The sequence below is a fragment of the Pseudoalteromonas sp. NEC-BIFX-2020_002 genome (assembly GCF_013002825.1).
Classification (GTDB): Bacteria; Pseudomonadota; Gammaproteobacteria; order Enterobacterales; family Alteromonadaceae; genus Pseudoalteromonas; species Pseudoalteromonas neustonica.
Window position 1 is genome coordinate 130575 of sequence record NZ_JABEPJ010000003.1, and the last position, 12195, is coordinate 142769.

A 12195-nucleotide genomic window follows, 5' to 3' on the forward strand; every position below is an offset into this window, starting at 1 on the left:
TACAAAAAAGAGGAGGAAAATAGGCCATGACGGGCAAGAAATAGCCTATTTAATGAGGGAGTAGGCCCTCAGGGTTTTTAATGAATTTGGTGTTGTGGCTTTTTAGAAAATCCAAGCTTTTTAAGGCTACTTAACAATGATGGATCATCTATGCGATTAGGTGTCTCACTGTCACGCAAAAAATGATCACTTGGTACTTGATAGGCATCTAGCATCTTTTGGAAGAGTATGGTGCGAATTGTCACCGCTGTCATTCCATTTCTCTGTAGTTCATCTAGACGATTTTGAAGTTCCATTAAACGTGGACTTTTGACATCATCAGCTACGGCTTGAAATTGTGAGGGAAACTTATTTTTCATCTAGAAACCTTATTAATAACGAAATAAAAAAAGCAAATTGAATACGTATGCAAACACATAAAAAAGCTTTTTATGTTAAAAATAGATACTTACGAATTAGTCAACGAATGCAGTTTACTCTGTTTTGATGAGTAAATGCCAATCTGCATGTAAAGCTTTGTAAATAAACTTGACCGATATTTGATGAGGTTTTTATTGAGACTTTGGCCATCTAGAAGTAAGTTAATGATATATAAATAAAAATAGTTCTCAGTACCTAAAGTGGTACTAAGAACCTAATTTATATTAAGAAAATAATTTTTGTTTCACATGTTCAGCAAAACCGCTACCGGCTTCTAAATAGAAGTTATAAGTTGAATCAACACCCATATCTTCCAGCTCTTTTTGTTGATCAGGGTAATTTGCAATCGCAGTAACCTGACCTTGATAGCCTGAGGCACGTAACTGTTCTAATGCAAATATGTTTTGCATATGTTTAGGCATTGCTAGCATAATCATTTCAACATTAGAGTGATTTACACGTTGCCAAAAGTCTGGATCTGTAGCGTCTGCAAGTAATGCCTTTCGATCACGACGAACATGTTTATCAACAACCTCTGGTTTTATGTCAACGCCAGCTACAACACCAGGGTGTGTTAAATTGATTGTCTCATAAGCACCTGTGCCAATTCGACCCATACCAAATATAACTATTCTTGTATTATTTAGGTTAACAGGCAGCTCTTCAGCTAATCGAGTGTCACTTTCAAAACGCAATAGCCACTGCTCTATTTTTACGTAAATTTCATTAGAGCGTTTATTCAAAGGAGAGGCGATAATAAATGTTATAGATACCGCAATAGCCATAACAGCCAGCCATTCATTGGTTATTAAACCGCTTGTTGCAGCAACCATACATACAATTAAACCAAATTCACTGTAGTTGGTTAACGTAAATGCGCTTAAAAGCGAAGTACGTGCTCGCAATTTAAATGCGTTAGTCAGTACATAATATAAAAATACTTTGATCGGAAGTACCATAATGATAACAAGTGCTATCAATAATGAATTAACGGTCAACTCAGCACCTAAACCAATCGTTAAGAAAAAGCCGACTAACAGTATTTCTTTCAAATTAAGTAGTGACTTAGCTAGTTCACCTGCTTTTTTGTGAGGCGCGAACATCATGCCTACAATTAATGCACCTAAATCACCTTTAAGCCCTGCAAATTCAAATGCGTTATACCCTAAGACTAAAGCAAAAAAGAAACCAAAAAGAGGTAAGAGCTCACCATGTTTAGAGCGATTTAAAATCCAAAACATAACAGGGCGAAGTAGTGGAAGAGCAACAAATAAAGCAAGTGCCCAGCCATTTGGTGTTTTCCCTGTACTTATAGCGAGAAATATTACGGCAAAAATATCTTGCATAACTAAAATACCAATAGCTATTTTACCATGCAAACTAGCCATTTCACCTCGCTCCTCAAGCACTTTCACTGCAAATACAGTACTTGAAAAACTAAAAGCAAAACCGACGAGTAAAGCACTTTGCCAGCTTAACTCATCAAACATTGGTAATGCTAAATAACCAAGGAACAACATTAATCCACAAAATAGAGCACTGCTCAATATTATATGTATTGAAGCTGGAGCCCATACTTGAGGTTTGAGTAAATTAGCAACACGTAATTTCAAACCAATGCTAAAAAGCAATAAAGTAACACCAAGGTCGGCTACTGAGTTTAGTAGTTCAGTGCTTTGAAAACCGCATAAGTTTAGCGCAAACCCTGCAATTAAAAAGCCGATTAACGGTGGGAGTTTTAGTTGATAAACGACAAACCCACAAACAAACGCTGTGGCAAAAAATATTATTTCCATAATTCTTAACATCACTTCATGTAGAGGGTCAGTGTAGCGAAAGATCACTATATTTGAAAATAATAAAGCCATATTTCGTATGTTAGTTGATCGAGTAGTGTATTATTTATGTTTAAAAATCATGCAATGATTGTTTTTTCGTGTAAAAACGGCATAAATAGCAACATTTTCGCTGACAGCAGCTTTTAAATGTGGTTAAGATGCAGTAACAAAGGAATTTAAGTGGCACTTTGTAGAAGTAGGCGGCTTAAGGAGAAATAGATGTTTAAAAAGATTCTTGCATCAATAGGTATTGGTGCTGCAAAAGTTGATACTGTTCTTGAAACAGAACACCTGCAACCAGGGCAAATATTTAATGCTCAAATTGTTATTACAGCAGGTGACGTGAGCCAAGAAATTGCCGGTTTAGATTTAGCATTAGTCACCAAGGTAAAAGTAGAAGGTGAAGACGGTGCTTATTTTACGAATCATATAATAGATAAGTGGCGTATAACCGATATAGGCACATTGGAGCCGGGCGAGCAAAAACAGATACCTTTTGAAGCTCGCTTACACTCTGAAACCCCCATCACCGAAATTAATGCGGGTTCTAATCAATCACATGTGTGGTTAGAGACCGGGCTTGATATTGATTTAGCGCTTGATCCAACAGATAAGGATCATCTGCATATATACCCAAATGATGCAGTAAATACGTTTATGCAAGCGATGGATAAATTGGGCTTTAGTTTAGTTAAAGCTGACGTGGAAAAAGGCTTTTTACGCGCAAGTACATTTGCTTCAGTATCAGGGTGCTATCAAGAACTTGAATATAGACCCAATAGCCGCAGTTTATTTGGCCTTAAAGAAATTGAATTATCATTTGTGCCTGAAGCTCATAAAACGCATGTATTAATCGAATTAGATAGGGCGTTTAGAGGTGATGGCTACGTAGATTTAACAATCGAACATGACCACGTGAATTTATCACAATTATGTGATCAGTTAGAGCGCCTGCTTACATAAAGGTAGGTTAGGGCGTGTTGACCTTTCGTGATTGATTTTGCAGCAGCCTATTTGGTATTTAGACAAGGCAGCGCCTATGGTGTGTGGTTGCTCCCTATAAATAGGCGATAACGCAGTATAAATGCCAAACATGCGCTGCTCAAAGGGTTCTTCCTAGGGGCGATTAACTCTTTGTCGCTCGGTTTCTACTTAGCTTACTAGGTTACAAACCTCGCGCCGCGATTAAATCGCCCCTAGATTGGACAAATTTCAATCCACAAAGATCAACACGCCCTAGTAATTTTAATGAATAGCCCAGCATCGTCTGGGCTTTTTTTATAAGAGCACTTTGATGCAATTAGTAAGTAAGTTATTTTCACAGCTAAGTAGTACTGAATTATTTAATATAATGCGCGGCCGAGTTGATGTTTTTGTTGTTGAGCAGCAGTGCCCGTATCCAGAATTAGATGACGTAGACACTCAACCTGATACACAACACCTTTTTTGGAGTGAAGAGCCATGCTTGTACGCATATGCGCGTTGTTATGCCAAAAATGAGCAATACAGTGCTATTGGTCGTGTGTTAATTGAAAAGTCTCAGCGAGGTAAAGGGCTGGCTGCTATATTAGTCAAAGAGGCGATTCACTGTTGTTTAAAGCACTGGCCTTCGCGGGATATTTATATAGGCGCGCAGACATACTTACTCGACTTTTATAGTGAATTTGGCTTTGAAAAAACGGGTGGAGTGTATTTAGAAGATGGGATTGAACACCAAGATATGATTTTAAAAAACCGCTCAGTTTGATGAGCGGTTTTTATTACGTTGAATTAACCTAATAACGAACTTACAAACACTAAACCAATTGCTATTGGGCAAATGAATTTAATATACCATGGCCAAATTTTCCAAAATATACCATTAGCAACTTCTGGGCAGCCTTGTTGAATTTCAGTTAGTAAAGAGTTGCGATACCAAATCCAACCAACAAATAAGCAGCACATTAAACCTAGCAATGGTTGGCCAAATTTAGTTGTCAATGCGATAACAAAGCCGAATAAAGTGCCAAAGTTTAAAATAATAGTAAAACTGACCACCGCAATAATGGCGCCAATTAGCCAGGTAGCACTAAGGCGGTTTAATGAAAAGCGTTCAACGGCATATGAAACCGGTGCTTCTAACATTGAGATAGAAGATGTTAGGGCAGCAATGCTCATCAAAGCAAAAAATGCAAAGCCGACGAATAAACCAATAGTGCCCATGCCATCAAATAAGGCAGGTAAAACCTGGAATACTAAGGTGTCTTCTGATAATAGCTCGCCTGTCGCAGAGAATATTTCAACACCTTGCGCTTGAGCTACATACATCGCAGGGATAATTAATAAGCCCGCAACAAAAGCAATAAATACATCAATAAGTGTTACGTATGCACCCAAAGAAACTAAGTTTTCTTTTTTACTGATATAAGAGCCGTAAATTATCATTACACTTGTACCGAGTGATAATGAGAAAAAGGCTTGCCCTAATGCACTTACGAGTAACTCAGGGTTTAATATAGAACTGAAATCAGGGACCAAGTAGGCTTTAAGACCTGTCATGGCGCCATCTTGCATCATTACATAAATAATTAAAGCAAATAAAATGGAAAGTAATGCAGGCATTAAGCGTTTTGACCACTTTTCTATGCCGTTTTCTACACCTTTACTAATAATTGCTACAGTTAAGATTATAAAACCTGCAGTAAACAGTAAATCACGAGAAAGTGATTGCTCACTTAGCCATGTTGAAGCTGTTTGACTTCCAGCGAGTGTAGCCACCGGTTCTAGTGTCGCACTGATCATCCAGCCGGCCACAATGGCATAAAAACTTAAAATTAAACCAGCGCAAATTATGCCACCAAAACCGACCACAAAAGCGAAGTGTTTTTGCCAGCCATCATTCGATATTTTACGTAAAGAAGTTACGGCATTTGCTTGACCATGACGGCCAATTGTTAATTCAGCCATTAGTGCAGGGTAGGCTAAACAAAAAGCCAGCACAAGGTAGGCAACTAAAAATGCGGCACCGCCATTACTTGCGGTTTGTGTGGGGAAGCCCCAAATATTTCCAAGCCCCACAGCAGAACCCGCGGCGGCCATTATAAATCCAAAACGGGAGCTAAACTCCCCTCTTACTGCGCTCATAATTATTATTACTTCTCTATTTTGTGACGGCGCTGACAATCTACTGTAAATGCAAAAAAATAAAAAGCTCTTATTTTAGTGAATAAACGCTAAAAACGTAACATTGGACTTTTTTGCATCAATCAGTGAGCTTGTCCCTTTATGTTTTACCTATTAAGTGTTTGTTGTATAGGTATATAAACAGAGATACGATGACTGTAAAGCGTAACATTTTAATTACATTTACTCGTGGTTATGTATTTTCAAGGTAAAGCAAGCACCGCCGAGTCGTTCGCTTTTGCCAAGTTTAATAGTGCCGTGGTGCCAATCAGCGACTTTAGCAACAATCGCAAGCCCTAAGCCGTAACTTTGATCTGCTCTATTACGGTGATTTTGCTCTTGAAAAAAAGGGCTAAAGACTTTATGCCAATTTTGTTGGGCTATTCCCGGCCCATCATCTTCAACAATAAATGTGATTATGTGCCCTTGTCGTTTTGCCGTTAACACAATGCGGCTATGCGCAAAATCACAGGCATTGTTAAGTAAGTTAGTAATGGCACGCGCTAACCAATGCAGATCCGCTGTTAAATTTTCATTATCGCTGACTAATTCTAAATCAATAGTTTGATTGGCTAATTTAGGAGCTAATTGATTGATAATTGTTGCTAAATAATCATTCATTAATGTGTTTGAATAGGTAAGCTGATTTGCTTGTTGCTCTAAGGTTGCAAATGCTAAATAGCTTTTAAGCATGGATTCCATTTGATCTAAATCCGATTCCATGCGAGCTAAATAATGTTTTATTTTATCTTCATCATGACAATCAATCGCAGCATCTAAACCGAAGCGCAAACAGGCAATAGGAGTGCGTATATCATGAGATAAGCTAGACGCCATTAATTTGTTTTCATCAAGGAGTTTTTCAATTTGGCTCGCCATACGGTTAAATGTACGCTCTACATCTTTTATATAAGTAAAGTGGGATACCTTAATACGTGCGCTTAAATCACCTACTGCAAACTTTTTAGCTGCGTCGTTCACAACACCTAAACGATTTGCTAATGGTGCAATAATAAACCCCATAAAAACACATAAACCAGCATAAAAAAGTAAGGTAAGTAACATGTCATTATGTTGTTCTTGTTGATGCAGCTTCTCTAGGCGTAGCTTTAAATGAAATGGTGAAAGTTGTGTATTTGTGTAGAGTAAATAAAAGCCTTGTTGATCTTCAAGGATGAGCCCACCAGGCGCACGCATTTGGGTAAGTAAGGAGGCCGGGAGTGCGAGTGACTGTGTAGCGCGATAGGTTAGCGGTAATGAAAATTGCTCTGCTAGATTTTGGGTAAAGCGAACACGTTTATCGAGAGGTTGAGCTATAATCTGCTGGCTAAACCCCATTAATATTTTACTTTGTAGAGCAAACTCATCTTCAGTGTGGTGAGTTTGCTGGCTAAATGCATCTATTAGCCAACCAAGTATCACAATAGATAACAAGGCGCTGGCAAGTAAAGAAAGATAAAACTTTTTCATGGGCTTGTTAAATACATAATAAAATTAACTGACGCATCACCATGCACTGGCGACGAGTAAATAGCCACGTCCCCAAATGGTTTTGATTTTTTCTGGGTGCTGCGGATCATCATTAAACTTTTTTCGTAACGCAGAGATAAGCACATCAACACTGCGATCCAACCCATCGTACTCTCGGCCTTTCGTTGCTTTAAATACAGCATCACGAGATACAACTTGGCCTGCATTACTGGCTAAGTATTGCAGTAGTAAATATTCAGCACTAGAGATAGGGTGCTCAACATTATCGACGAAGACATTTCGTGACTGTGTGTCTATTTTTAATAAACCAACTTGGATAATCGAATCATCAACCTTATTCTCACTATTATCATTGCTTAGTCGCAATGCTGCTTTGATACGAGCCAATAGTGCTCGAGGTCTGACTGGCTTCATTATATAGTCACTGGCGCCTACTTCTAACCCGATCACTTCATCCATTTCATCATCTCTTGCAGTGAGCATAATGATAGGGGATTGATAAAACTGGCGTAGCTCTCGACAAACACTGATCCCATCTTGGCCTGGCAGCATAATATCGAGTAAGATTAAATCAGGTTTTAGCTCTTTAACATGACTGACGACCTGATCGCCGCGAACACAAATTTGTGTGGTATAGCCTTGCTCAGTTAAGTATTCAGCGACCCACTGAGCGAGTGACTGATCATCTTCAACAAGTAAGATTGTGCCGTAATTGTCCATAGTGTTCTCTTTTTTAAAAAAGGCGCCAGCGGCGTTTCTTTTGGCGGTTTTGATAAACCCACTGCAGCTGCACTTGTGCTGATGCGATGATTTTGCCTGTATCACTATTAATTAGTTCAAATGAAATGCTTTCAATCGAGTCAAATGCATAATTGAACTTCCCATTACTTTGTCTTAACCAGCATTGCATAATGTGCTTAGATGTTGCATCACGTAAGCAATAATTACCGAGTGTACTGTGTTGCCAGTTTAGCTCAACATCAGCGTAGCATTTGCGTCCTTCGCGTAATGCTACGCAGGTATCGGGTAGGGCTACTAAGCTATTATCTAATGGTTTTGTGTCGCTTGCATATAACGGGTTAATACCCAGCAACAATAATAAAATTACTGAAGCTTTAGAATACATAACGCACGCCCATCATCGCTTTATGCTGATACCCCTGAGATACAATTGGACTATTAACTATTTCATTGGAAAACCACGTTGATAGCCAACCACCTAAAAATACCCAATGCTGATTAAGCGGATATTCGGCGTGGAATTCAAATATCATACTTGTTGATGTGCCCGTATGATAAACGGGACGAGTTGGGGTTGCTTCACTTGGGGTAATGCCAAAATAGTAATTTGTAAAATCAGCAGAATATGCGCTAAAGCCTAAGCCGGTTCGAAACTCCCAGTTTTGCCACGGTAAAATATGGCTAAAAAAAGTATTTACGACCCAGCCATTATGCGCGCTAGAAATATCATGTAAGTATTCAAACGAAATCTGTGAATTTTCAAATCGTCGGGTAAGGCGCAGGCCAGTATCAAAATCATATCGACGACTTTTAATACCATCGAGCTCTTTAATAGTGCCCTCAGCGTATAGATCTAGACCTGTTTCGTTAAAGCCCGCTTGTATATTGGTGCCAAGAATATCCAGCCCCCAATCAAATTTATCTATCAGGCTATAACCAATAATGACACCACCACTGAGTTGACTGTGATCAATGTCTAAATAAAAGCGTTCGTAAGATAGGGCTAGGTTAATATCAAGTAACACGCCGTGACTATATGAATCCATACCAACTAAGTAGGAATCTTCGATATAATAACCAGCGCCAGCGCTCCAGTCCCAGGCAAAACCTGCCGTCGGTTCTAGGGTATTGTCTGCATAATAACGATTACTTGCATAACTCGGGCTGTGCCATAAACACACACTGATCACAAATATCATCAGCTTTTGTAGTGGATTTTGTACCAATCGCATCCGTTATCCAAATAAATAAACAGTAATTAACTGTATTATATTGTCAAATAGTTATTTAAATCTGTAAAAAAATGTATTTGAGTGCAATAAATGTATTTATTTTTAAAGTAGGCGTTCCTCGGCGCTTTTGTAGTTGCCGAGGGGGATATACTCAAATCACCTCAAAAAACGCCCAAGGGTTTGGTTTAAAAGATTTATACTGCGTTATTGATTTTAATAATAGAGCCATAATTAGAGGTTAAATAGTCCATTTATCACAGTGGTTTACTGAACTTTAATTTTATCAATTAAAATACTACTTAAATAGTAGTGCATCATAGGCGTTAAGGCGCTTACTTCTGTGCGATTACACGGCCCCTGAGTTTTAACTAAACTGGTTAGCTTTGAGATAGTTTGATAGCTAGGCACACTAATGTCTTGCTTTGCACGTGCAATTCGCGCTTGCTCTGTATTTTGTGCATGTATGAATGTTGCAATATCTAATTCATTGCTAATTATTTGTTCTTCGTTAAAAGTGTATATTAATGGCTCACGATGAAAACTTGCGCTGTCAATCGATGACTTACCAAACCATACAACATCACCAGATGCTTTATGTGTTAATCGCATGCTCACTTGTGCATTTATTGTTGCACATTGCTGAGAAGGGAATTGGGCTGCAATTTCATTAAATAGAGGGTAAGGGGTTTTAGGTGTTGACACCTGATATTGAGTATCATCAAGAAAGCTTAAATCTAATTGGTGAATTGAGAGTATATAGTCGCTATTATTTTGCTCTGTGACACGCAGATTAATCATCTCTAACGCATCGCTAATTTGTTTTTTTAGTGTATCTGTAACACTTGTTTTATCAGCAACTATTTTAATGCTTTGATTGCGTTTTAATTTATGGGCTGGTAATTGTACTGATTTTACTTTGGGGGATGCGTGCTCTGTTACGTATTTAACCTGATAAGTTTGACTTTTTAGTTGCGGTTTTTCTGGCATTGCTAAAAGCGGGGCAGGGGTTGGTGAAGTAACGCAGCCCGTTGTAATTAAAATAAAAGAAACGATTGAAAAAAAACGAATTAGCACTGTAAAACCCTTATAAAATCAATTAATCGGCGCATTGTACGTGAGTCTAGTTAAAAGTTCATGGTATTATGAACTAAGAAACTTCCTAAATAGATTAAAATAATAAAAAATGAAGTACTCAGTCCCATTAATTTATTCTTTTATTTTACTGCTGTCGATGGTGTTTTTTCACCCCCGAGTGAACGCAGCCAACGAACAATGGCAAGCATTACTTAAAGACTATAACAAACATTTGCAGAACAAATTAAAAAGTAAAGGTATACCAGCCGGAGCGTTATCGATAGTCAATGGCCCAGATAATACTTATGTTAAAGGTTTCGGTGTAACTAAATTAAAAAATGGCCAGCGAGTAAATGAATATACTCGATTTAGATTAGCCTCTGTATCAAAGACTTTTGCAGGCGCGTTGACAGCAAAACTAGTCGGACAAGAAAAGTTTTCATTAGATGACCCCGTAAGTAAGTTTATTCCAGAATTTGCGAATACTAGCTATAAAGATAACTTAAAAGTATTTCACTTATTAAGTCACTCTAGCGGCTTAGTGCCAAACGCCTATGATAATTTAATAGAATCACGGATGAACTATCCAGACATAGTCGCGAAGCTGCTAAGCGTGCAACCAATTTGCCAACCTGGGCAATGCTATGGCTATCAAAATGTCATGTTCAGCTTGATTGATGAGGTGATTATAAGCAGTACTCAAATGAGTTACTCGCGCTGGTTAAATGAATTTATTTTTTCTCCGCTACAAATGAAAAATGCCAGCGTTGGTTATCAGTCAATGGTTGCTGATGGAAACTATGCACATCCTCATGTGCGTGGCCGTAAAAAGTGGCATACAGCAAAGCTTAAAAAGAATTACTATAAAGTTATTCCTGCGGCAGGTGTTAATGCAAGTGCCAGTGATATGGCTATTTGGTTAAAAGCACAACTAGGTTATTACCCAAGTGTGTTATCCAAAGATGAACTCGCCAGACAAACGCGTCCTTATACCCAAACGAAAAAAGAGCTGCGTCGTAGAGTATGGAAAAAACACCTAAAAGAAGCATATTATGGTTTAGGGTGGCGTGTATATAATTATGATAATGAAACAATTTACTATCATAGTGGGTGGGTACAAGGTTATCGAAGTGATTTAGTTGTGATCCCACATATGAATATTGGTTTCAGCTTAGTTTTAAATGCTGAAACAGGGTTAATTAACGAGCTTACAACAGACTTTATTAATCGTGTATTAGCTTATAAACAAGCGCAGTTAACTCCTAAACTTTAAAGGTATACGATGAAAATTTTATTAAGTGTATTGATAGTGTTTTTCAGTGCTTATATAAATGCACAACCAGAGCAAATATATTTGTTTCGTCATAGTGAAAAGCTAACAGATAAAGATCCACATTTATCAGCACGCGGAGAAATTAGAGCACAGCAATTACATTCTTTAATTAACACGCCAAAGACCGTTACACTGTATAGCACCCACTATAACCGTACACTTGAAACAGCGGCACCATTAGCTGATCACTTTAAAGTGAGAATAGCTACATACGATCCAAGCAAGTTGGTTGCTCTACAACAAGACATACTCACTAAAAGTGGCACAGTTATTATTATTGGCCATAGCAATACAACCGTAGAATTAGCGCAATTATTTAATTCAGTAGAGTTGGAAAAAATGCCTGAAAGTGAATTTGACCGCTATTTTTTATTAAATAAGGAGTCACAGGGCTATACGTTAAATGATCTAAAGATGGGGTTTTAAGCAAAGTCATACAATTTAGAAAATTATTTAACTGTGTTTTTCAGGCATAAAAAAACCAGCGAGCGCTGGTTTTTTTTACAAAGAAGGAAAAGCTTAATTACGCGGTAATTGAATTTTCTTTTCTTCACTCTGGCGGTAAAGCACAATAACATGACCAATTGACTGTAACTTTTCAGCGCCAGTTTCACGAATAATTGCTTCAAAAATCAATGCTTTAGTTTCTCTGTCATCAGTAGGTGCTTTTACCTTGATAAGCTCATGAATTTCTAATGCACTTTGAATTTCTACTAAAACACCTTCCGTTAAACCGTTTGAACCGAGTAAAACGACTGGTTTAAGAGAGTGTGCTTGACCTTTTAAAAACTGCTTTTGTTTGTTCGATAATTTCATGTTGTTACAAATTTTGCTGAATATGGCTTGAATTAAGGGTATTCTAACGCCATCTAGAGAATATTACTAATTAGTTGCGTGTTAATTT

13 protein-coding genes are annotated in these 12195 nt (G+C 37.9%); 4 read left to right on the forward strand and 9 right to left on the reverse strand.

Annotation, left to right across the window (positions count from 1 at the left end; all coding sequences use genetic code 11):
* Window positions 1-77: 77 nt before the first annotated feature.
* Together HJP15_RS04945 and HJP15_RS04950 are read right to left on the reverse strand one after the other, a co-directional pair.
* On the reverse strand, window positions 78-359 hold the full coding sequence (locus tag HJP15_RS04945) for a hypothetical protein (RefSeq protein ID WP_054203255.1): 282 nt from the start codon (window positions 357-359) through the stop codon (window positions 78-80).
* Between the two features lie 285 nt (window positions 360-644).
* Entirely contained in the window at window positions 645-2216 is a 1572-nt protein-coding gene (locus tag HJP15_RS04950; RefSeq protein WP_054203474.1) for a cation:proton antiporter domain-containing protein, read from the reverse strand.
* Between the two features lie 261 nt (window positions 2217-2477).
* Between HJP15_RS04950 and HJP15_RS04955 the strand changes: the two genes are divergently transcribed.
* Entirely contained in the window at window positions 2478-3221 is a 744-nt protein-coding gene (locus tag HJP15_RS04955) for a sporulation protein (protein ID WP_054203254.1), read from the forward strand.
* 331 nt (window positions 3222-3552) lie between these two features.
* On the forward strand, window positions 3553-4005 hold the full coding sequence (locus HJP15_RS04960) for a GNAT family N-acetyltransferase (protein WP_054203253.1): 453 nt from the start codon (window positions 3553-3555) through the stop codon (window positions 4003-4005).
* Between the two features lie 23 nt (window positions 4006-4028).
* On the opposite strand, the gene HJP15_RS04965 is transcribed toward HJP15_RS04960, so the two are convergent.
* The 6 genes from HJP15_RS04965 to HJP15_RS04990 all read right to left on the reverse strand — a co-directional run bounded on the left by HJP15_RS04965 (window position 4029) and on the right by HJP15_RS04990 (window position 9952).
* Window positions 4029-5381 carry a sodium-dependent transporter gene (locus HJP15_RS04965; RefSeq protein WP_170173173.1) on the reverse strand — a complete coding sequence of 451 codons (1353 nt, stop codon included), beginning with the start codon at window positions 5379-5381 and terminating at the stop codon, window positions 4029-4031.
* A gap of 222 nt (window positions 5382-5603) precedes the next feature.
* Window positions 5604-6890 (reverse strand): ATP-binding protein, encoded by a 1287-nt coding sequence (locus HJP15_RS04970; RefSeq protein ID WP_054203251.1) that lies wholly within the window; start codon window positions 6888-6890, stop codon window positions 5604-5606.
* 36 nt (window positions 6891-6926) lie between these two features.
* Window positions 6927-7631, reverse strand: a complete 705-nt coding sequence (locus HJP15_RS04975; RefSeq protein ID WP_054203250.1) for a response regulator — start codon at window positions 7629-7631, stop codon at window positions 6927-6929.
* A gap of 13 nt (window positions 7632-7644) precedes the next feature.
* A complete protein-coding gene (locus HJP15_RS04980; RefSeq protein WP_082355640.1) occupies window positions 7645-8037 on the reverse strand; it encodes a DUF3019 domain-containing protein in 393 nt (130 codons plus the stop codon).
* Complete coding sequence (locus HJP15_RS04985; RefSeq protein WP_054203472.1) at window positions 8027-8851, reverse strand: MipA/OmpV family protein; 825 nt, start codon at window positions 8849-8851, stop codon at window positions 8027-8029. The genes HJP15_RS04980 and HJP15_RS04985 overlap by 11 nt, the downstream gene beginning before the upstream one ends.
* 297 nt (window positions 8852-9148) lie before the next feature.
* Entirely contained in the window at window positions 9149-9952 is an 804-nt protein-coding gene (locus HJP15_RS04990; protein ID WP_054453944.1) for a hypothetical protein, read from the reverse strand.
* 115 nt (window positions 9953-10067) lie between these two features.
* Between HJP15_RS04990 and HJP15_RS04995 the strand changes: the two genes are divergently transcribed.
* Entirely contained in the window at window positions 10068-11231 is a 1164-nt protein-coding gene (locus HJP15_RS04995; RefSeq protein ID WP_170173174.1) for a serine hydrolase domain-containing protein, read from the forward strand.
* A 9-nt stretch (window positions 11232-11240) separates the two neighbouring features.
* Window positions 11241-11717: a histidine phosphatase family protein gene (locus tag HJP15_RS05000; protein ID WP_170173175.1), complete on the forward strand. Its 477-nt coding sequence runs from the start codon at window positions 11241-11243 to the stop codon at window positions 11715-11717.
* Window positions 11718-11810: 93 nt separating this feature from the next.
* Here HJP15_RS05000 and yhbY read toward each other — a convergent pair whose 3' ends face one another.
* Window positions 11811-12107: a ribosome assembly RNA-binding protein YhbY gene (gene yhbY / locus HJP15_RS05005; RefSeq protein WP_170173176.1), complete on the reverse strand. Its 297-nt coding sequence runs from the start codon at window positions 12105-12107 to the stop codon at window positions 11811-11813.
* Window positions 12108-12195: the final 88 nt, after the last annotated feature.